The sequence below is a fragment of the Flavobacterium wongokense genome (genome assembly GCF_021608265.1).
GTDB classification, from domain to species: domain Bacteria; phylum Bacteroidota; class Bacteroidia; order Flavobacteriales; family Flavobacteriaceae; genus Flavobacterium; species Flavobacterium wongokense.
This window is the reverse complement of record NZ_JAKIHP010000003.1, coordinates 411,327-433,637: the sequence shown is the minus strand read 5'-3', so window position 1 is coordinate 433,637 and position 22,311 is coordinate 411,327. Positions and strand designations below refer to the sequence as shown.

The 22,311-nt window shown below is 38.5% G+C and carries 21 protein-coding genes; 11 read left to right on the top strand and 10 right to left on the bottom strand.

Annotated features, from left to right (window positions below; genetic code table 11):
- Positions 1-119: 119 nt before the first annotated feature.
- The 3 genes from L1S31_RS11220 (at position 120) to L1S31_RS11210 (ending at position 2,904) form a co-directional block, all read left to right on the top strand.
- Positions 120-446, top strand: coding sequence for a hypothetical protein (locus L1S31_RS11220; RefSeq protein ID WP_236464827.1), 327 nt, complete (start codon positions 120-122; stop codon positions 444-446).
- Positions 447-530: 84 nt separating this feature from the next.
- Positions 531-725 (top strand): hypothetical protein, encoded by a 195-nt coding sequence (locus L1S31_RS11215; RefSeq protein ID WP_236464826.1) that lies wholly within the window; start codon positions 531-533, stop codon positions 723-725.
- Positions 726-864: 139 nt separating this feature from the next.
- Positions 865-2,904, top strand: coding sequence for a M13 family metallopeptidase (locus L1S31_RS11210; RefSeq protein ID WP_236464825.1), 2,040 nt, complete (start codon positions 865-867; stop codon positions 2,902-2,904).
- A gap of 56 nt (positions 2,905-2,960) precedes the next feature.
- Here the strand turns inward: L1S31_RS11210 and L1S31_RS11205 are convergent, their stop codons facing one another.
- The 9 genes from L1S31_RS11205 to rsfS all read right to left on the bottom strand — a co-directional run bounded on the left by L1S31_RS11205 (position 2,961) and on the right by rsfS (position 10,440).
- A complete protein-coding gene (locus tag L1S31_RS11205; RefSeq protein WP_236464824.1) occupies positions 2,961-3,725 on the bottom strand; it encodes an SDR family NAD(P)-dependent oxidoreductase in 765 nt (254 codons plus the stop codon).
- A 71-nt stretch (positions 3,726-3,796) separates the two neighbouring features.
- On the bottom strand, positions 3,797-4,747 hold the full coding sequence (locus tag L1S31_RS11200; protein ID WP_236464823.1) for a helix-turn-helix domain-containing protein: 951 nt from the start codon (positions 4,745-4,747) through the stop codon (positions 3,797-3,799).
- A 103-nt stretch (positions 4,748-4,850) separates the two neighbouring features.
- Positions 4,851-5,627: a superoxide dismutase gene (locus tag L1S31_RS11195; RefSeq protein WP_236464822.1), complete on the bottom strand. Its 777-nt coding sequence runs from the start codon at positions 5,625-5,627 to the stop codon at positions 4,851-4,853.
- Positions 5,628-5,630: 3 nt separating this feature from the next.
- Positions 5,631-5,906: an acyl-CoA-binding protein gene (locus tag L1S31_RS11190; RefSeq protein WP_236464821.1), complete on the bottom strand. Its 276-nt coding sequence runs from the start codon at positions 5,904-5,906 to the stop codon at positions 5,631-5,633.
- Between the two features lie 5 nt (positions 5,907-5,911).
- Complete coding sequence (locus L1S31_RS11185) at positions 5,912-6,574, bottom strand: phosphatidylserine decarboxylase family protein (protein WP_236464820.1); 663 nt, start codon at positions 6,572-6,574, stop codon at positions 5,912-5,914.
- Complete coding sequence (locus L1S31_RS11180) at positions 6,564-7,403, bottom strand: phosphatidate cytidylyltransferase (protein WP_236464819.1); 840 nt, start codon at positions 7,401-7,403, stop codon at positions 6,564-6,566. Before L1S31_RS11180 ends, L1S31_RS11185 begins: the two co-directional genes overlap by 11 nt.
- 1 nt (position 7,404) lies before the next feature.
- The gene (locus L1S31_RS11175) at positions 7,405-8,010 is read right to left on the bottom strand and encodes a lactate utilization protein B/C (RefSeq protein WP_236464818.1); all 606 of its coding nucleotides are present in this window, start codon (positions 8,008-8,010) and stop codon (positions 7,405-7,407) included.
- A 115-nt stretch (positions 8,011-8,125) separates the two neighbouring features.
- Positions 8,126-10,045 (bottom strand): ATP-dependent zinc metalloprotease FtsH, encoded by a 1,920-nt coding sequence (ftsH, locus tag L1S31_RS11170; RefSeq protein ID WP_236464817.1) that lies wholly within the window; start codon positions 10,043-10,045, stop codon positions 8,126-8,128.
- A gap of 23 nt (positions 10,046-10,068) precedes the next feature.
- Positions 10,069-10,440 (bottom strand): ribosome silencing factor, encoded by a 372-nt coding sequence (rsfS, locus tag L1S31_RS11165; RefSeq protein WP_236464816.1) that lies wholly within the window; start codon positions 10,438-10,440, stop codon positions 10,069-10,071.
- A gap of 81 nt (positions 10,441-10,521) precedes the next feature.
- On the opposite strand from rsfS, the gene L1S31_RS11160 reads away from it, so the two are divergent.
- Positions 10,522-11,250, top strand: a complete 729-nt coding sequence (locus tag L1S31_RS11160) for a biotin--[acetyl-CoA-carboxylase] ligase (protein WP_236464815.1) — start codon at positions 10,522-10,524, stop codon at positions 11,248-11,250.
- Here L1S31_RS11160 and L1S31_RS11155 read toward each other — a convergent pair whose 3' ends face one another.
- Entirely contained in the window at positions 11,251-11,664 is a 414-nt protein-coding gene (locus L1S31_RS11155; RefSeq protein ID WP_236464814.1) for a hypothetical protein, read from the bottom strand.
- A 183-nt stretch (positions 11,665-11,847) separates the two neighbouring features.
- Here L1S31_RS11155 and sucC point away from each other — a divergent pair, with 183 nt between their 5' ends.
- The 7 genes from sucC to L1S31_RS11120 all read left to right on the top strand — a co-directional run bounded on the left by sucC (position 11,848) and on the right by L1S31_RS11120 (position 22,205).
- Complete coding sequence (gene sucC / locus L1S31_RS11150) at positions 11,848-13,041, top strand: ADP-forming succinate--CoA ligase subunit beta (protein ID WP_236464813.1); 1,194 nt, start codon at positions 11,848-11,850, stop codon at positions 13,039-13,041.
- Between the two features lie 83 nt (positions 13,042-13,124).
- The gene (locus tag L1S31_RS11145) at positions 13,125-14,489 is read left to right on the top strand and encodes a glycosyltransferase family 39 protein (RefSeq protein ID WP_236464812.1); all 1,365 of its coding nucleotides are present in this window, start codon (positions 13,125-13,127) and stop codon (positions 14,487-14,489) included.
- Positions 14,489-15,445, top strand: coding sequence for a glycosyltransferase family 2 protein (locus L1S31_RS11140; protein WP_236464811.1), 957 nt, complete (start codon positions 14,489-14,491; stop codon positions 15,443-15,445). The genes L1S31_RS11145 and L1S31_RS11140 overlap by 1 nt, the downstream gene beginning before the upstream one ends.
- A gap of 5 nt (positions 15,446-15,450) precedes the next feature.
- On the top strand, positions 15,451-16,188 hold the full coding sequence (locus L1S31_RS11135) for a class I SAM-dependent methyltransferase (RefSeq protein ID WP_236464810.1): 738 nt from the start codon (positions 15,451-15,453) through the stop codon (positions 16,186-16,188).
- A 108-nt stretch (positions 16,189-16,296) separates the two neighbouring features.
- The gene (locus L1S31_RS11130; protein WP_236464809.1) at positions 16,297-18,270 is read left to right on the top strand and encodes a tetratricopeptide repeat-containing sensor histidine kinase; all 1,974 of its coding nucleotides are present in this window, start codon (positions 16,297-16,299) and stop codon (positions 18,268-18,270) included.
- Positions 18,267-19,025, top strand: a complete 759-nt coding sequence (locus L1S31_RS11125; RefSeq protein ID WP_236464808.1) for a LytR/AlgR family response regulator transcription factor — start codon at positions 18,267-18,269, stop codon at positions 19,023-19,025. The genes L1S31_RS11130 and L1S31_RS11125 overlap by 4 nt, the downstream gene beginning before the upstream one ends.
- 108 nt (positions 19,026-19,133) lie before the next feature.
- Complete coding sequence (locus L1S31_RS11120) at positions 19,134-22,205, top strand: T9SS type A sorting domain-containing protein (RefSeq protein ID WP_236464807.1); 3,072 nt, start codon at positions 19,134-19,136, stop codon at positions 22,203-22,205.
- The last annotated feature ends 106 nt before the right edge of the window (positions 22,206-22,311 follow it).

Here is a 22,311-nt window from a genome sequence, read left to right as displayed (position 1 = left end):
CTATTATTAAAATTATTATAAAATGTTCAAATTAAATTTTAACAGTCAAAAGAATGTTAAAGTATGCCCGGCGTATTCAATATTAATTACATTTGGTTCAGCTATTTAAAAAAACCAACTTGAAATTCCTAGCCATCATACTGTGTTTTTATGTCAATTTCCTGGCTGTAATCCCTACGGTAAGAGTAGTCAAAATGACTATGGAATTAAAATGCCATGATGCTTGTTGTGGCAAGGCTAAAGTTGGAATTCCAAACGGCTGCCAAAAGGAAAAATGCCTGATGAACCTCAATTTCAATACGGCTCCATTTTTGGTTTTTGAATCAGATTATAATTTCCAGGAAGCTTTTTTGGATTCTTTAGAAAAGGAAAGTACCGTTTACAATAATATCCTAATCCCTAATTTTAGGGTTGTGATTTGGCAGCCACCAGAGTTTATAGGTTAATGCCAAAAAATCATCAACCAAACGAGAATCAATCATCAATCCAACTTTAATAAATAAAAACAAATAACTTAAAAACATAAGATCATGAAAAAAGTAATTTCAATGATGGCGATTGCAGCCTTTTTATTCACAGTAAATGCTAACGCCAACACAGAACCAAAAGACAAAAAGAAAGCAGCTAAAACAGAGAAATCATGTACTGCTGCAGAAAAGAAGTCCTGCGCTTCTGGAGAGAAAAAATCTTGCTGCGCTGCTAAGAAAGCAGAAGATAAAAAATAATTTCACTTATATTATTTGGAAAGTGCTTGAGAAATCAAGCACTTTTTTTGTTTTATAGTTTGAAAATTAGACAAATGCCCTACATTTGGTAACATTTTTAATTTTTGTAGACCTATTTGACATATCAAAAAATAAACTCATGCAATTTAAAACCAAACTTACTATCAGCATGCTGTCGGCATTATTAGCGATAAGCTGCAACAAAAAAGAAATTCAATACGAAGATCCATTAGTTACCAACAGAGATACTACAATAGTTCCGGGCGATGATTTTTTCCATTACGCCAATGGTGGATGGTTTAAGCAACATCCAATTCCAAGCAGCGAAAGCAGCAATGGTATTTTCAGGACAATCGGAGATACGATAAACGCACAAATCAAAGACATTTGTGAAAAGTCTGCAGCCAACAAAGACGCAGCCAAAGGAAGTAACGAACAGAAAATTGGAGATTTCTACGCTTCGGGAATGGATACCTTATCCCTTGAAAAGGCAGGATTGAAACCTTTAACTGCAACCTTTGCCAAAATAGCAGCAGTTAAGGATTTACCGGCGTTAATGAATACCATTGGGTATCTTCATACAATTGGTGCCGGACCGGCATTCTCTTTTGGTGTTGGACAGGACGATAAGATAAGCTCTAAAAATGCATTGTTCTTCGGGCAAGGTGGATTAGGATTGGGCCAAAGGGATTATTATTTTAATACAGACCCTGAAACGGTAAAAATCAGGACTGAATATGTAAAGCATGTTCAAAAAATGATGGAGCTTACCGGAAGCGATCCATCTACAGCAGAAAAAGCGGCGGCAACGATTATGAAGTTGGAAACGGATTTGGCTAAAAACAGCAGGAAACTGGAAGCACTTCGCGACCCTCAAAAGAATTATAACAAGATGTCGTTGGCGCAATTCAAGACCACAACACCTTCTGTAGCGTGGGAAAATGTTTTGCCGCAATTAGGGATCACAAAAGCTGATACGGTTATTGTTGGGCAGCCTGAATTCTATAAAGGTTTGGATAAACTGCTTACCTCATATTCCATCGAAGACTGGAAAACCTATTTGAAATGGGACTTCATGAACACTTATGCTCCTTATTTGAATAATGCCATCGAAAAACAAAACTTCTATTTCTATTCTACAATCATGAATGGAGTGAAAGAACAAAAGCCAAGATGGAAAAGAATTGTAGAGCAGACTGACGGTTCTTTAGGTGAACTGATAGGCCAGGTTTATGTTGCCGATTATTTGCCAAAAGGCTCTAAGGAAAAGCTTTTGGAAATCGGGAATAACATCCGTGATGTATATGCCGAACATATTAAAAAACTCGATTGGATGAGCGAGGAAACCAAGAAAAAAGCGCTTTTCAAATTGAGTAAAATTGTAATGAAGGTTGGATATCCTGACAAATGGAAAGACATGAGCAGTGTTTCCATTGAAAGGAATGCCTATTGTGCAAATGTTATGGTTGTCAACAAATGGTCTTATAACGACATGATCAAAAAATACGGCAAACCTGTTGACCGCACAGAATGGGGAATGTATCCACAAACCTATAATGCGTATTACAATCCAAGCAACAATGAAATCTGTGTTCCGGCCTGTAATATCTTAGTTCCGGGCTTTGAAGGTAGAATGCCGGATGATGCTATTTTGTATGGTATCATTGGAGGTTCCACTTTTGGCCACGAAATCACTCACGGATTCGATGATCAGGGAAGCCAGTATGACGACAAAGGAAACCTGAAAGATTGGTGGACTGCTGAGGACAAAGCTAAATTCACTCAAAAAACAAAAGCGATTGTAGCTCAGTTCAGCAAGTTTGAGGCATTGAAAGGCAAATTTGTAAATGGAGATGCAACCCAAGGTGAAAACATTGCCGATTTAGGTGGAGTTGTGATGGGCTATGAAGCTTTCAAGAAAACGGAGCAATATAAAAAACAGGAAAAGATCAGTGGTTTTACTCCGGATCAAAGATACTTCTTATCGTATGGTTATGCATGGATGGTTCAGGCGAAAGACGAATCATTGGCAAGGCAGATCATGTCTGATGTTCACTCACCGGCGCAATTCAGAATCAACGGCCCATTGATGAACATTCCTGAATTCTACAAGGCATTCAATGTAAAAGAAGGCAATAAAATGTATTTACCGGAAAAAGACAGAGTTGTCATTTGGTAATAACTAAAAACAAAAAATCCCTATCAAACGATAGGGATTTTTTTATGAAAACAGGATTATAAAAATATTCCGCCGGCAACTTCAATTCGCTGGCCGTTGACCCATTTGGCATCATCCGAACAAAGGAAAGCAACTACGCCTCCAATATCATCTGGCAAGCCAACTCTTCCCAAGGCTGTTAATGAAGAAATCATATCGTTCAAATCTTTGTTATCCCTTACCGCACCACCACCAAAATCGGTTTCAATGGCACCAGGAGCAACAATATTTACACGGATTCCTCTATCGCCAAGGAATTTAGCCTGGTATTTCGAAAGCGTTTCCACACCACCTTTCATGGTTGCATAGGCATCATAACCTGTGAATGAAAATCGGGTCAATCCTGAGGCAATATTTACGATTCCACCACCATTATTGAAGATTGGCAATAGTTTTTGGGTAAGGAAAAATGGCGCTTTTAAATGTACATTTACCATATTATCAAAACCTTCTTCAGTAGTTTCACCAAAGTTGGCATGCAGGCCAATACCGGCATTGTTTACCAGGTAATCAATCTTATCGGTTTTAAAAGTTAGCTCCAATACCGATTTCACTTCGCTTACAAACCTGTCAAATGATTTTGAATCGGCTACATCTAGTTGTAAAGCAACGGCTTTCTGCCCAAGTTTTTCTATTTCTGAAACTACGTTTTGAGCTTCGTCAAGACGGCTGTGGTAGGTTATGATTACATTGTTTCCTTTTTTGGCTAATTGTACTGCCATGTCTTTCCCTAGTCCGCGGCTTCCACCAGTAACTAAGGCAATTTTTGAATTAGTTGTCATTTTTGATTGTTTTAAATTACAATGCAAAGTTGGCAATTAACTAAAACCTGCTTGTTGCGATTATCAATGTATTATTTGTAAATTTCAAATAATTTATCCCTGAAGTTTAATGGGGAAGTTGCTGTCTGTTTTTTGAAGAAGTTTGAAAAATGGGCAACCTCTTCAAATCCGAGGCTGTATGCAATTTCCGAAATGTTCCAGCTGGTCTGCCTTAACAGTACTTTAGCTTCCTGGATTATCCTGCTGGATATGATTTCAGTTGTAGTTTTTCCGGTCATGTCTTTGAGGACTTTGTTCAAATGGTTGACATGAACCTGCAGCATGTCGGCATAATCCTTTGCAGTCCGCAGTTGGAGTATTTGTGTTGGCGATTCAATAGGGAACTGCCTTTCGATTAGTTCGATGAATAAAGTGGAAATCCGTGAAGCAGCATTCTGATTGTTTTTAGAAGCAACAATGGGCTTTAACTTTTGCCCGTAATGAATCAGTTCGATGACATAATTGCGCAACAGGTCATATTTAAAAGTATAGTCAGAACCTATTTCAGAATGCATTTTGTCAAAAGTATGTTCGAATTCCTTTGCCTGTTCTTCAGTAATCTGATAAATGAAATCGCTGTTTGAATTAAATATCGGAATGTCATCGACAATCAAACCGCTATTGGATTTGGTTATGAACTCTTTGGTAAAAACACAAAAATGCCCACTCTGATTATTGTCAAGCGGTGTATATTTATAGGGGATTTTTGGAGTGGCAAACAGAATTGCATACTCATCAATGTCAATTACCTTGTCGGCATATTCTACCTTGTTTTTGCCTTGTATCAGGCTTATTTTGTAATACGTCCTGCGGTTATAAGGCATCGTTGGTTTTGCTGTACAGGATTTGTACAGATCCTTAATGTCAAATACATTAAAATGACCAATGTCATTACTGTTGTTTTCGTCCAGGAAATCATCAATAACCGGACAGCATCCGCCAAATACGTCTTTGTAGAATTCTTTTATTGTTACAGCTTCCATTTTGCAAAATTCAAATATTATGCAAAGTAAACGATTTCTTTGCGAAGTAATGTTAAGAAAGCTTCAAAAAAAAACCCTATCAGGATTAGACAGGGATTTTAAATTATTTCTTGGCGATTGCTTCTTCATACCTTTCGGAGACTTTCTTCCAGTTAATCACTTTAAAGAAGTTATCAATGTATCTTTTGCGTTTGTATTGATAATCCAAATAATAAGCATGTTCCCATACATCCAGGTTTAACAATGGCGTTCCCGGAATTGTTTGCTTTGGCATCAAAGGATTATCCTGATTTGGTGTACTGGTAACCTGCAGTTTTCCGGTTTTGTCTAAAACCAGCCAAGCCCAGCCCGAACCGAATTGCTTTTCAGCGGCATCGGTAAATTGGGTTTTAAAGTTTTCAAAGCTTCCAAAATCTTTTGTAATGACTGTTGCTAAGGTATCCTTTGGCTGTCCGCCTGATTTTGGTGCCATTCCTTCCCAAAAGAAGCCATGATTGTAATAACCTCCGGCATTGTTTTTTAAATCGGCATTGGAACCATCACATTTTTTAAGAATGTCTTCTATCGTTAAATCGGTTAGCGTTGCATCTGCAGCGACCAATTTATTCAGGTTGTTGGTATACGTAAGGTAATGTTTGGAATAATGCACTTCCATCGTAAGGATGTCAATGCTTGGCTGAAGTTCGTTGTACTGATAAGGTAATTTAGCCAATGAAAATTGTCCTTCGGCTGCAGTTACATCATCAGGTTGCCCAATAGTGATTTTTTCTTCGGCTGATGGCAATGGGACTTCAACTACTTCGGTCAGTTTTTTTCTTTTACAGGAAGGTAAAAGCAGCGTAAGCGAAAGGCATAAAACTATCGAAAGAATCTTGTTCATAATCTACTTATTTGCATTTGCAATCTCATGGATTGCTTCTATATATAATTCTTTGGCTTCGTCAACTGATAAATGGCTAATCTGCATCCACGCATTGGTTTTGAAGGCGGTCCTCAAATCAAAATCGGGAGAAAAATTGTAGGCCATTGTACCGATAGTCGCTTGTTTGTAATAAGCATACAAGCGCAGCTGCACATCTTGAGGAAGGTCAGATTGTGTCATTTTAGAAGCAATTTCCACCGCTTCCTGAAATCGAATATCTAATTCTTTTTCGTCCATTTACACTATGCTTTTGATGTAATGACTGTTTGGTTTCCAACAGCATTTTGTTGGAGTTGGACATCTATTTTGGTTCCCAACGGGAAAAACATATCGACTCTTGAGCCAAATTTGATAAAACCTGCATCATCGCCCTGCGTGACCTGAGTTCCTTCAACGGCATAATTTACAATCCTTCGTGCCAAGGCTCCTGCAATCTGGCGGTACAGGATTTCTCCGAACTCTTTGCTTTCAATTACAACAGTGGTTCTTTCGTTTTCGGTACTCGCCTTTGGATGCCAGGCAACCAAATATTTTCCAGGATGGTATTTGCTGAATTTTATTTTACCACTCACACAATAACGCGTTACGTGAACATTTATTGGCGACATGAAAATGGAAACCTGCAGGCGTTTGTCCTTGAAATATTCCTCTTCGTATACTTCTTCAATAACTACAACTTTACCGTCAACCGGAGCCAAAACTACTTTTTCGTTTGGAACGATTTTTCTGTTCGGATTCCTAAAAAATTGTAAAATCAATATAAGGAAAATCAAAGTAATGATTTGGATGGATTTTTCAACCCAAAGCATGGATGGAGTTGTGACAAGTTTGTGTGATAAAAGAAAGATTACCACAGTTGCTGAAGTTGCTATTAGGATGATTTTTCCGCCTTCTTTATGAAACATAATATAAGATTTGATAAAACAAATAAACAAATGGTGCTACAAATATAATACTATCTAGCCGATCTAGGATACCACCATGGCCTGGCATTATATTTCCGCTGTCTTTTACACCGGCAATCCTTTTGAATTTGGACTCTATTAAATCTCCCAAAGTGCTGAAAATGCTAATGATTACGGCGCTAATTGTCCAAATCATCAGTGAAAGATTTTCGTGGTTTGGTTTGGGCTGGATGTAAAATTTTGAAATTAAAATTCCGGCTATGACCGAAAATACAACTCCGCCAATAAAGCCTTCAATGGTTTTCTTGGGCGATATTTTCTCGATGAGTTTGTGTTTCCCGATTGATTTTCCAACAATGTACGCAAAGGTATCGTTGGTCCAGATTAGGATAAAAATGCTGATGATAATCTTTGGGTTGAACCCTTTGACTCCGAAAGGGATTTTGGTAATTAAAATGAATGGGAAAATCACATAGCCAATCACATAAATGTATTTCGAAAGCGTATCAATCCGTGTTATCTGGGAAAAAAGCAGGTGAAGGCATTTTGCAGAAACAAAGAGCGTAGCAGCCAAAAGCAGGATGTCGTTGGTGTGTTCCGGGCCATAAGTAAAGCCTCGTTTGAAATAGGTTGCCAAAGTATAGGTAAAAGCACCAAAAAGTAGCGGAAAGATTTTGTTTAAATCAGCCAGCTGGCAAAACTCGTAAACGGCAATCAGCATAAATATCCCAAAGAGAATATAAAAACTGGTGACAGAGTATGAAGTGGCAATTATAAGAAGTGCGACATAAACTACACCTGATAATAATCTCTTTAGCGATTCGTTCATTTTATAAATCTTCTAGAAGCAGCAGGTATAAATTTTTGGCAGTACTTCCGTATTGAAGAAAGTCTTCGTCTTTTGCTTTCTCAAAATACTTGATGGTTGTAATGTTGGTTGGATAATCCTTATCGTATTTCTTTTTAATTACACGAAGGCCATCGCTTTTTGCTTCTAAAATCTGGCTGGTAGTTGCCAGTATGATGATATTGTTTGGCAAATCATTGGGCTTGTTCTGCTTGATTTGGTTTGAAGAAAAAAGTACCGAACCTTCATCGGCAATCAAATTTTCACAGGTAGCAAATAAAAACTTTGGATCGGTAGGCTTGTCGTAGGAAAGTTTGTTTTCGTCCAACATGCTGAACAGTTTTGGCTCATAGCATAAGGCTTCGCACTCAAACCAGTCGTTTTCCTCTAAGATATTCAGGAATTGATCTTTTACCTCATTTAAGTTTTCGCAATACAAAAACTTGCCGCCGTTTTTTTTGAAATTATAGGTGAACTTTTCATCTACAGGAAGCAGAGAAAAGCTGGAAGGAGCACTATTGAATTCGCTTTGACTTTCTTCGTCATTGGCATCATTACCGGTGCCAAAAATTTTTCTGAAAAGACTCATGCTTGTTTTGGTATAATCTGTGGTTGTAAATTGAAATCCCTCAAAGATAAAAAAATCTTAATTCAAAACTTATTTTTGAATTAAGATTTTAAAAAATTGTTAAAAAACCTGTCGCTTAGACGATATCGGTTTCTTCAGCCGGAATTTCGAAAGGTCTTTTACCAAAAATGGTTTCCAAATCATCTTTGAAAATGACTTCTTTCTCAATCAAAATATTGGCTAATTGTTCTAATTTATCTTTATTTTCCTGTAGGATTTTGATAGCTCTTTGATATTGCTCCTCAATAAGCAATGAAATTTCCTTGTCAATCACCAAAGCGGTTTCTTCTGAATATGGTTTTGAGAAGTTATACTCACTTTGTCCGGTTGAATCATAGTAAGTAATATTCCCTAATTTATCATTCAATCCATAAATCGTAACCATTGCACGAGCCTGTTTGGTAACTTTTTCCAAATCACTCAAGGCTCCGGTTGAAATTTTGTCAAACATCACTTTCTCAGCAGCTCTTCCGCCCATGGTAGCACACATTTCATCCAGCATTTGATCTGGTCGAACGATTAATCGTTCTTCCGGTAAATACCAGGCTGCACCCAAACTTTGTCCTCTTGGAACAATCGTAACCTTAACCAATGGTGCTGCGTGTTCCAACATCCAGCTTACAGTAGCATGTCCGGCTTCGTGAACCGCAATGGCACGTTTTTCTTCGGTAGTGACGATTTTATTTTTCTTTTCCAATCCGCCAACAATTCGGTCAACAGCATCCAAGAAGTCTTGTTTGTCAACGGCTGCTTTGTTATTTCGGGCAGCGATTAATGCTGCTTCATTACATACGTTTGCGATATCAGCACCAGAGAATCCCGGAGTTTGTTTGGCAAGGAAATCGGTATCCAAATCGGCTACTTTTTTAAGCGGAGCCAAATGCACTTCAAAGATTTCCTTTCTTTCACGAATGTCCGGTAAGTCTACATAAATCTGTCGGTCAAAACGACCGGCACGAAGTAAGGCTTTGTCCAAGACATCAGCCCTGTTGGTTGCAGCAATTACGATTACGTGTGTGTTGGTACCAAAACCGTCCATTTCGGTCAGTAACTGGTTCAACGTATTTTCACGTTCGTCATTTCCGCCAGAGAAATTATTTTTTCCACGCGCTCTTCCAACTGCGTCAATCTCGTCGATAAAGATGATTGATGGCGCTTTGTCTTTAGCCTGTTTGAATAAATCCCTAACACGTGAAGCTCCTACACCAACGAACATTTCCACAAAATCAGAACCTGACAATGAGAAGAAAGGGACTTTTGCTTCCCCTGCAACGGCTTTCGCCAATAATGTTTTTCCTGTTCCCGGAGGACCAACCAAAAGTGCTCCTTTTGGAATTTTACCACCTAAAATGGTATATTTTTCCGGGGTTTTAAGAAATTCTACGATTTCCTGTATTTCTTCTTTCGCACCTTCCAATCCGGCTACATCCTTGAAGGTTGTTTTAACTTCGGTTTTTTCGTCAAAAAGCTTGGCTCTCGATTTTCCGATGTTGAAGATTTGACCTCCGCCACCACCAGCGCCACCCGACATTCTTCGCATGATCAACACCCAAAGGCCGATGATGATTACAAATGGCAGCAATGTGATTAAAAGTTCCGACCAGTTGCTTTTAGCCTTGAAATCAAAATCCTTGATTTTTCCTTCCTGCTTTGCTTTTTCAATATTGTTTTGGAATACTTCATCGTTACCAATATCAAAAGAGTAGTGTGGTCCTTTGTTTTCACCACCCAGCATATCTTTGGCAACTTTAGCATTTGCCTTATCCTTAAGCGCAGCTTTGGTTAAATAAGCTTCTCCTTCGGTTTTGTTGTAAATGATTACTTTTTCAATCTGACCTTTGTTTAGGTACTCATTGAATTTTGAGTACGATATTTTGGTAGTGTCCTGAAAACCGGAACCTCCAAAGTAGTTTAGTGCAATAAATCCGGCGATTACAATTACATAAATGAACCACGGACTTATTTTGAAATTATTGGAATTTTTTTCGTTAGCCATTTTTTATTCGGTGAACTATATTTTTAATATTTATTTTGAATGGTGGTTATTTTGGCATCACCCCAAAGTCCTTCTATGTTGTAGAACTCACGGATTTGTTTCTGGAAAACATGCACAACGATGTTTACATAATCCATCAGTACCCATTCGGCATTATCCGTTCCTTCAACGTGCCAAGGTTTATCTTTTAATTCTTTAGAAACTAATTTTTGGATAGAGTTAACGATAGCGTTAACCTGAGTGTTGGAATTTCCGTTACAGATGATAAAATAGTCGCATACTGCTGTATCTATTTCTCTCAAATCCAAGATGTCAATATCATTTCCCTTTACTTCTTCAATTCCTTTGATGATGTTTGCCAAAAGAACATCTGTGTTAACCGCTTTCTTCGTCATTTATTATTATGTATGTTTTGCAAAGGTATTACTTTTTGTCTTTATTTTTGCTTAACAAAAGTTTAAAATTCATATTCTATCATGCCTATAATCAAACTCGATGCCATAGATTCCACCAACGACTACTTAAAGCAATTATCCAAAGAATCTGACCTGGAAAACTACACGATTGTCATGGCAGATGAGCAGACCAAAGGTAAAGGGCAAATGGGAGCGAAGTGGGTTTCTGAAAAAGGTAAAAATCTAACTGTTAGTATTTTAGTTAAAGATATTGCGTTAAAGAATGAGCTTATGTTCGACTTGAATATTGCTGTGGCACTTTCGGTTTTAAAAGTTTTAAAAAATATCAACATCCCCAATATTTCAATAAAATGGCCCAACGACATTATGTCAGATGCCAAAAAAGTGGCAGGGATATTAATTGAAAATAGGCGTAAACCTGACGGAAGTTTTACTTCAGTGGTGGGAATAGGTTTGAATTTGAATCAGACGAATTTCGAAAACCTGCCACAGGCAACTTCACTGAGATGCATCACTGGCGAAGTTTATGAGCCCGAAGCCATTGCGATACTGATAACGGAAAAGCTGAAGGAGTACGTTAAGGTATTAGCCCAAAATCCTGAATTCCTTTGGGAAACCTACCATCAGCATTTATTTAAAATAAATTACCCATCAGCCTTTGAAGACAAAATGGGTAATCGTTTTATGGGAATCATCAAAAAAGTTACTTCCGATGGAAAGCTTGAGGTCTTGTCAGATGATGACAACATAGGCCACTATGAAGTCAAGGAAATAAAAATGCTTTATTAGTTAAGGCTCAAGTGTAACCGTAAACCCATCAGCAAATGCCTGGTCAATCTCTAAGTTACCATTCACTATCGAAAAGCAACCCATTTCTACATTGTCAATCTTGATGATTTGCGAACAGGTTTGCGGATCTGGATTTGCTACTATCTGGTAATTATACACACCAGTTTCAAAAATGTCTGTAAGATTAGCATCAGTGTTGTTGTTTACCACTGTTACCATTTGGGTTGTTGGGTTAAAATCCCATGTAATCACGCCAGGTGCAAAATCACTGCTGATACCTGCAAAAGAACCGCTTACATGGACAAGTTTCCATTGTCCATCAACAATACTGGCGTGTGATGAATTAGAATCACTGCTACAGCCCGAAACTATAAGCGCCAATAAAATGCCTAAGATTGTGAGATGTTTTTTCATAAGTTTTGTTTTTTAAAAGAGATACTCTGCCCTAAAAATGGTTGCGTAACCAGGTTAGGAAATTAGAATTCGATAAAACACTAAATTGAGAAATATTTCTTTTTCTTTGAAGCTAAATTAATTACTTTTGTGGCACATTTTGCTGAATTTATTTTCAGCATCTCATCAAACTAACTTATTATTATGAACATACACGAATATCAAGGAAAAGAAATTTTAGCAAGTTATGGCGTTCGCGTTCAACGTGGCATTGTTGCTAATAGTCCGGTAGAAGCTGTGGCTGCAGCAAAGCAATTGACTGCTGAAACAGGAACGGGCTGGCACGTAATCAAAGCCCAAATCCACGCAGGTGGAAGAGGAAAAGGCGGTGGCGTAAAATTGGCTAAGAATTTACAGCAGGTTGAAGAGCTATCGGAACAAATCATTGGGATGATGCTGAAAACCCCTCAAACTCCACCGGAAGGAAAAAGAGTGAACAAGGTTTTGGTTGCTGAAGATGTTTATTATCCTGGAGAAAGTGAAACTTCTGAGTTCTATATGTCGGTGCTTTTGAACAGGGCCAAAGGAAGAAATATGATTATGTATTCTACCGAAGGTGGAATGGATATCGAAGAAGTTGCCGAGCATACACCTCATTTGATTTTTACCGAAGAAATCGATCCAGCCGTAGGATTACAAGGTTTCCAGGCACGTAGGATTGCCTTTAACCTTGGTCTTTCAGGAAATGCGTTCAAGGAAATGGTGAAGTTTGTGGATTCCTTATACAACGCTTACATCGGTTCGGATGCATCCATGTTTGAAATCAATCCGGTGTTGAAAACATCTGACAATAAAATTATGGCAGTTGATGCCAAAGTAAATATTGATGACAACGCTTTATACCGTCAGCCAAAATATGCAGACATGCGTGACATCCGTGAGGAAAATCCAATTGAGGTTGAGGCTAAGGAAGTTGGGCTGAACTATGTTGACCTTGACGGAACCGTAGGTTGTATGGTTAACGGAGCAGGATTGGCAATGGCAACAATGGATTTGATTAAATATGCAGGTTTTGAACCGGCAAATTTCCTTGACGTTGGTGGTACAGCCGATGCAAAACGTGTCGAAACTGCGTTCAGAATCATCCTTAAAGATCCAAACGTAAAAGCAATTTTGATTAACATCTTTGGTGGAATCGTTCGTTGTGACCGTGTGGCGCAGGGAGTTGTTGACGCTTACAAAAATATGGGTGACGCGATAAAAGTGCCAATCATTGTGCGTCTTCAGGGAACCAATGCAGAGATTGCAAAAGAATTAATCGATAATTCAGGAATGCCAATCTTATCTGCTACTCAATTCCAGGAAGCTGCCGATCAGGTGAAAGCCGCATTATCATAAAAGTTTAAAATTCAAATACTATTTAAATCCCGAGTTTTACTCGGGATTTTTTATTATTTTTCGACGCTATTTATCAGAACTAAATGAATAAAATTACTTTTTTTTCCAAAAGGATTGACCTGCTGATTATCCTGGTTTCATCGCTAATGATGTTGGTGGTATTAAGCCTTCCGTTCAAGGCACATCCCTTTGGCGACGAAGCTTCCTTTTTTGATGAAGCCAAAACAATGTCGTTTTTCTTTAAAGGTAAAATAGGTTTTGAACAGGTAGTCCTCGCCAAAGCACCAGCTCCGGTTTTTATTTACGCACCAACGTTCCTGCTTACTTCTGCCAATCCCACAGATATGGATTTGTGGTATCGTGGCGTGGCAATAAATTTTATTTTAATAACAATCAGCCTACTGTTGATTTACAGGGCAACGCGTAATTTCTTTGATGAAAAAGTTGGATTGGTTTCGGTCATATTGCTGTTTTTATTTCCGATTCATTTTTACTATGTTTTTGGCATAACTGCCGAAGTTCCCGCTTTTTTTGCCGCTTCGGTTGTTGGTTTTGCCTGGTCTAAAGTTTATCTGGACTCTTCAAAATTTTCCAATTGGTTGCTGTTTGGTTTTGGGCTCTGGTTATTGATTATGTGCCGGCCTAATGCATTATTGATACTTGGACTTGGATTTCTGGTTTTGGCCTACTCATTTTTTAAAAGGAAAGATTTCTTCCTTCAGTTTGGCAAAAAAACCTTTTTCACTTTGCTTTTATGCGGGCTATCGTGCTTCGCGACTTTAAAGCTGGCAAACCTGGTGAATGCCAATAAAAAAGTTTACGATCAGGAAGGCTTATTTTATTTCGTGGCACATCAGGGAAGGTATCAGTTTAGGGAAGAGCCTCTTGATTTTAGATTTTGGGACGATGATATCCGTCCGGACAGTAAGGATTATCAAAACTGGAAATTAAAGGCAAAGGAATTGGAAGATTACCGTGTTAAATCTGGAAAAACCAATTCGGATGTTTATAAGGAATATTTAATCAACGACATTCTTGGGCATCCTTTTATTACCGCAAGGCAGTTTTTTGTAAAATCGTTTTTTGGACAGGTGTATATTGTCAACAGCATTGCTCCACAGAACTTTCATTTAGGGCCACTCAAAGGACCATTTTTCTATTGGGCATTTTTGTTTGTGGTCAACCTGATCAACATCCTGATTATCATTGGAAGCCTGGTATTTTTATTCAAAACTAAAGACCTTCTTAAATACTGGCCGCTTTGGTGCATGGTTCTGGGATTATTGCTTTTCCATGGAATGATGTATATGGAACCGCGGTATATGTTCCCGTCAAGGATAGCATTATGCCTGATGGGCGCAGCAGGTTTATACCAAATAAAATGGATACAGCGAAAAGTCAACTTTATTGCTAAATTTGTTTTTCCTAACAAACAACCAATCAACTGATGGAAACCAATCAAAAACCAACAATTGGAATAGTTTCTCCCTGTTATAATGAAGCGATGGTGTTGAATGAAACTTCAATGCAGCTCAATGCCATTCTGCAGGATTTGGTTGCGCGGAATATTATTTCGGAAAAGAGTTTTGCCGTTTTTGTTGATGATGGAAGCAAGGATGAAACCTGGCAGATTATTGAAGCGAAAGCTTCCCAACTCATTCATATCAAAGGATTAAAGTTAGCCGGGAATGTAGGCCACCAAAAAGCGTTGCTGGCAGGATTACTGAGTTATAAGGATGAAGCTGATGCTCTGATATCCATTGATGCCGATTTACAGGATGATGTCCGTGTCATTGAAGAAATGATTTTGAAATTCAAATCGGGAACCGATGTGGTTTACGGTGTCCGAAAGGAAAGAACAACCGATACTTCGTTCAAGCGCAATACAGCACTGCTTTTTTACAATCTGATGAAAATGATGAAGGTCAATATCGTACACAACCATGCTGATTACCGATTATGCAGCCAAAGGGTTTTAAAGGCTTTGTCTGAGTTTAATGAAGTTAATTTATTCCTGCGCGGAATCATTCCAAGCATTGGCTTTAGCAAGGATGTAGTATATTATGACCGATTGGAACGCTTTGCAGGAGAATCCAAATACCCTTTCCGTAAAATGGCAGCTTTTGCCTGGAATGGCGTTACCTCATTCAGTAATTATCCTCTGAAACTGGTAACCATCATTGGGTTTGCCATCTTTTTTGTTTGTGTATTGATGACAGGATATGCCTTATTTGCAATTTACACAGGAGATGTTGTCCCGGGTTGGCTTTCTACGGTTTTACCAATGTATTTTTTAGGAGGTGTTCAATTGTTTTGTTTCGGAATCCTAGGCGAATATATTGGCAAGATTTATTCAGAAGTAAAACAAAGACCGCGCTATTTTATTGATAAAAGAGTAGATTAACGATTATGGAAAAAGATTTCGAAAAGAAATATCACGATGTTGAAACCGACCATTGGTGGTTCAAATCACGCAGGAAATATTTACTCGATTTATTGAAGGATGCACCCAAAGACAGTAAAATACTCGACATTGGATGTTCGTCCGGGATTTTTTTGAAGGACCTTGAAAACTTAGGTTTCAAGCTCGATAACCTTTACGGAATCGACATCAGTGACAAGGCAATAGAAAATTGCAGAGCCAACGGAATTCAAAACAGTTTTGTTATGGATGCCCAAAATATTACACTTCAGGAAACCTTTGATATTATCATTGCTTCGGATTGCCTCGAGCATTTGGAAGATGATAAAAAAGCATTGCAAAATTGGAAAAACCTGCTCAAGATTGGAGGAAAAATGTATGTGTTTGTCCCGGCATTCATGTCGTTGTGGAGTTACCACGATGAGGTAAACATGCATTATCGAAGATATACGAATCCGGAATTGAAATCTAAAATCAACGCCGAAAACCTCGAAATCCAAAAAGCAGGTTATTGGAATTTTTTCCTTTTTTTACCGGTTTATGCCTTTAGGAAATTAACCGCGGCCTTTCAGAAAAACAAAAAGGGCGAAAGCGATATTTCCATTGGAAATCCCTTTGTCAACAGCGCCTTGCTGCAGTTGATCATTTTTGAAAACAAACTGCTCAAAGTAGCAAATTTTCCGTTTGGTGTCAGCACATTCTGCATTGCGAAACGGGTATCTTAAAATGCGGTTGTTTCAAATTCTAAGTCAAAACGAGCGAATACTCATTTACCAATTATAACTAAGTGACGAATGCTATTTTTGTTCCTGACATTAGTTAATATGTTTTTTATGAAAATAGTCAAAAATCTCACCTTATGTTTTCTGCTGATTTTTTCATTGGCATGTTGGTCACAAAATCAAACTGCGGATAGTTTAGTTTCGGTTTTGCAAAAAACCAAAAACGATATTGATAAGGCAAAACTCCTGAATGCCATTGCCGACGAATATAAGTCGATTGACCCCAAATTAATGATGCAGTACGCCAATCAGGCACTGCAGCTTTCTGCCAAAATCAAATTCAGGGAAGCCGAAGGGAATGCCTATCTTAATTTGGGAAACGCCAACATCATCCTTGGAAATTATCCTCTGGCATTGCAGCATTTTTCTAACGCACAAACGGTTTTTGAAAAAGAACTGGAAACCAATTCAGAAAACACCAAAGAACTTAAGAACAGCCTGGCTCGTGCTTATGGAAGCATCGGGATTGTTTTTTCGGAGCAAAGCAGCTATGCCAAGGCATTGCAATATGAGCTTAAAGCATTAAAGATATACGAGGAAACCAAAAACCTTGAAAAATGTGCGCGTTTGTACAACAACATTGGGATTGTTTACAAAGCTCAGGATGAAGATTTCAAGGCACTGAGCTACTTTATAAAATGCTTGAAAATCCAGGAAAAGATTGGAGACGAAACCGTTGGGATTACTACAACCAACATCGGTAATATTTACCTCCACCAGAAAAATTTCGCAAAGGCGATGGAATATTATGATAAAGCGCAAAAGTTGTTTGCCAGATATCCAAATCCGCGTGGTTTAGGGGAATTGTATAATAACATCGGTTTGTATCATAAGATGACCAACAATCCTTCGGAAGCTTTGAAAACCTTTGAAAAAGCAATTACAGCCTTTACTTCCATTGAAGATAAGTTTGGGATTTCGGACACTTATTTTTATATGGGCGAGATTTATTTTGAACAAAATAAGTTGGCGGAATCTTTGGTTGCAACCAATAAATCATTGGCTTTAGCCAAAGAACTCGAAATTATCGAACAGGTTCAGAATGCTGAAAAAAGATTGAGTGAAATCTATGAAAAACAGAACAATACTGCCGAGTCATTAAAGCATTTCAAATTGTACAACATTGCTAAAGACAGCGTTGCCAATGCCGAAAACATCCGAAGCAGTGTGCGTGCCGAAATGAATTTTGAGTTTGACAAGAAAGAGGCATTGCAAAAGAAAGAACAGGAAAAACGCGAACTGATTTACAGCGAAGCATCCAAAAGGCACCAACAGCAAATCTTTTTTGTGATATTATTCATTTTGTTGGCATTCGGAATCATATTCCTAATCTATAACAGATTGCAATTGAAGAAAACGTTGACACTGCAGAAGGAGCTTGCCGAATACGAACAAAAAGCGTTGCACTTACAGATGAATCCGCATTTTGTATTCAACTGCCTGGGTTCAATTTCAAGTTTTATCGTGCAGAACGGAACCGATTCGGCGATAAAATATTTGTCGAAATTCTCCAAACTGATGCGTCTGACATTGGAATATTCCAAAGAATCACTGATTCCGATTGATAAGGAAATGGAAAGCCTGCAAAATTATCTGGAACTCGAGCAGTTGAGGTTCAACCAAAAATTTGACTTTTCCATTACCAAAAGCAGGGAAATAGAAGACGATATGGCATTGCCACCTTTGTTGCTGCAGCCATTTGTTGAAAATGCCATCATACACGGATTGATTCCGAAAAACGAAAAGGGAAATATTGCTATAGATTTCTCCATTGAAAAAGAAAACCTGATCTGCACCATCGAAGACAACGGAATTGGATTTGATAAATCCAAGGAACTAAAGGAAAACCTGGTTTCGGTCCACAAATCAATGGCGCTTGACATTACCAAAAAGCGATTGGAAATGATGGAAGCATCCACATCGCGTAAAGCTAATGTAGAAATTGAAGAATTAAAAAATGCCTCAGGCGAAATTACCGGTACCAAAGTAGTTTTGAACCTGCCAATACAGTATACAGAAAAATGATAACAGCCATACTCATTGACGACGACAATAATTTAAGAGGCGGAATGAAAACGCTTTTGAGCCGTTACGCACCGGAAATACAAATCATAGGCGAAGCCGACAGTGTTAAGACCGGAACCGAATTGTTATTGCAAAATCCGCCGCAAGTGGTTTTCCTGGACATCCATCTTGGTGACGGTTCGGGTTTTGATTTGCTGGAAGAAGTCAACCGAATGGGAAAACTGAATTCCCAGATTGTTTTCATCACGGCACACGAGCAATATGCCATAAAGGCATTCCGTTTTAGTGCCTTGGATTTTTTGCTAAAACCAGTTGACCCGGACGAACTTGAAAAAGTAATCGGGAAGATTAAAAATGTTTTGGTTAAGAATGACAGTGTCGCACACATTGACCTGCTATTGGAAAACATCCGCAAGAAAGTTGACAATTTCAAAAGAATCGCTTTGTCAACTTCTGAAGGAATCCATCTTTTTGAAATCAGCGATATCATTCGCTGCGAAAGCGAAGACAATTATACCAAGTTTTATATCAAGAACAGCAAACCAATTTTGATTTCAAAAACATTAAAAGAGTATGAAGATTTATTGACCGAACACGGATTTGAACGCATCCATCAATCGCATTTGATCAATCTGGCTTATTTGAAGTCTTATATCAAGAAAGACGGCGGTTATGTGGTGATGTCAGACAACAGCAACCTCCCAATTTCACAGCGGAAAAGGGATCGTCTGCAGGAGATTCTGAAGACATTATAACGAATTCTAACTCAAACCAATCGAATTCTCAAATACTAAAAATAGACACCAACAACCGATATATCTTTACTAAAGAAATAAGAAATCAGTCAAATAAAAACCAACGTTATGAAAAAACTATATTATTTATTGTTGCTTTGTTCGGTTACTGCAATGGCAGCCCCACCACCAGTTATACAAAACCCAACACCTTTGGAAGTATGCGATGGCCTCAATAATGATGGCTTTGCGGAATTTAATTTAAACACTAAAGACTCGGAAATTTTGGGAGCACTCAATCCGTCTTTGTACTGGGTTAACTATTATGAAACACTTACAGATGCCCAAAATTCGACCAATAGTTTGTCCCCATTTTACTATACTAATATCACTCCAAACACACAAACAGTGTATGTTAGGGTTTTCGAAATTGCCGCTCCGTCCAATTTTGCTATGACGACGTTGCAGCTTATTGTAAATCCGCTGCCTACAGCAATATTGGCTCCGGATATGGTTGTTTCAGAAAATCCGTTTGACGGCATAGCTATATTTGATTTGACTGCTAATGAAAGTACAATTACTGGTGGAGCAACCGGAATGATACTTTCCTATTATATGACAGAGGCAGATGCGGCAGCTGGTATTGCTCCGCTGACTGATCCTTCAAGTTTTACCAATACTGTAAGCCCTCAGAAAATTTGGGTTAGGGTACAGAATCTGACCACAGGTTGTTTTTCAATTACCTATTTTAATGTAGCTGTAATTCGGGTTGGCGTTGTGTATATTCCGGATCCAAATTTTAAGGCAAAACTTATTGCTGATGGTGTCGATACTGATTCTGACGGCGAAATCCAGTTTGCTGAAGCGGATGTTCCAACTGCAATCGATCTCAACAACCTTGGCATTGCCGATATGAATGGGATACAAAGTTTCCATGCGTTGCAGACATTGAATGTGGCAAACAATCAAATCCTATCGTTAAATCTTAGCGGACTTACCAATTTGGTGACTGTTGACTGTTCACTCAACAATACGATTACTTCAATTAACCTTTCGGGGCTTGCAAACTTCAAGGTGCTGCACGCAGAAGGAAATCATTTGACAAGCTTGGATTTTACCGGACTTAACAGCCTTGAGGAACTGCATCTTAACTATAATGATTTTACTTCCCTGGACGTAAGCGGCGTTCCATCCCTTAAGAACCTGCAGTGTATATTTAACAACCTCTCGTCTTTGAATATTGGTTCGATTCCTAACCTAAATCATCTAGATTGTCATGGCAATGCGATTACCACTCTGAATGCTAGTGGAGCCTCCGGGCTGCAGGATTTAAACTGCATGGATAATGGCATGACCAGCCTCAATGTCACAGGACTTGCTAACTTAAATTGGTTGGGTTGCTCTTACAATCCATTAAATACTCTAGATTTATCAGGTTTAAATCTACAGTATCTGACTTGCGGGAACAATAACCTCACAAGCCTTGACATATCGGGAATGCCTGCATTGAATTACCTTATCTGCTGGAACAATTCAATTAGCACGCTTGATTTTACGAACCATCCGGCACTTACCGGAGTTCAATGTAATAACAACCAACTTACATCACTTGATTTTTCCACAAACCCATTGTTTCAATTCCTTCAATGTGACAACAATCCGTTATTGGAAACCATCATTATCAAAAACGGAAATCCAGACCAAAATCCATTCTTAAACGATTCCTGGGCCAATCTTCCGCAGCTTACTTATGTTTGTGCCGATGAAGGGGAAATCGATATGGTCAATACTATTCTGGCTGCAGGAGGAAACACCAGTGTGAGCGTGAATACTTATTGTTCATTTACACCAGGAGGAGATTATAATACAATCTCTGCCACTACTCAATTTGACGAAGATAATAATGGCTGTAATATAAATGATGATCCGATTAAGAATTTAAGGTTCAATATCTTTGACCAGACAACTTCGGGAGCAGCTTTTACAGATGCCAGTGGTTTAGCCCAATTTTATACTCAGGCAGGAAGTTTTGATGTCAGCCCGTCTATTGAAAACCCATCATGGTTTACTATTTCTCCGGCAACAATAAACATTCCGTTTGCCAATAATAACAATAATACAGCCAGTCAAAATTTCTGTATTGCTCCTGTAGGTTCGCATCGTGACCTGGAGGTTGTGATAGCGCCTTTAACTACTGCACGTCCCGGATTCCAGGCTTTGTATAAAGTTGTATTCAGAAACAAGGGTAACTTTAGGGTTACACAGTTAAACGGAGTTGAAGTAATGTATGATACCACAAAAATGGATTATGTGTCAGCAGGTTTGGCTACCCATATTGGAAGTCCTGGAGATTTGTATTGGGATATTTTGGATTTGATGCCTTTTGAAAGCAGGAGTTTTGTACTTACGATGTACGTGCATGCACCAACGGAGATCACGCCGGTGAATAATGGAGATATACTGCATTTTGATGCACACGTAACGCCAATAGCAGATGATGAAAATCCGACGGACAATAACTTTTCACTGAACCAGATTGCAGTGGGTTCGTTTGATCCAAATGAAATTATCTGTCTTGAAGGAAACATAGTTTCACCGCTTGAAATTGGAAATTATCTGCACTATGCTATCAATTTTGAAAATACAGGAACTGCTGATGCTGAAAATATTGTAGTGCGCGATGTAATTGACACGGCACAATTTGATATCAATTCGTTACGACTGCTCGATAGTTCGGCTTTGGTAACAGCAAGGATTACAGGAAATGTTGTTGAGTTTATTTTTCCAAATATCAATCTGCACTCGGGTGGACATGGTAATATCCTGCTGAAAGTTAGGTCTAACAATACGTTGGTTGAAGGTGATTCGGTAAGCAAAAGAGCCAATATCTATTTTGATTATAATCTTCCGGTTGAAACATTGCCAGAGAATACAGTATTCCAATCCTTAAGCAATCCGGATGTTCCGGTTGATGCATCGATATCGATTTATCCAAATCCAACCAGAGGGAATGTAAACATCAACTGCAACAATACTATCAAATCGATTCAGTTGTATGATATCCAGGGAAGATTATTGCAAACGAGCCTAATAGATAAAAACGAAACAAGCATTGATATTTCAAATCAAGCCAACGGAGTATACTTCGTGAAAATCATTTCAGATAAAGGAATGGGAGTTAAGAAAATTGTTAAGGAATAAAGTTATTAAAGGTTAGTCCTTAAAACCTGCTTCACAATGAAGCAGGTTTTGGGGTAAATGTCAAAGTCAATCAACCCGAGGCGCAGCCGAACTGTATGGAGCGAAG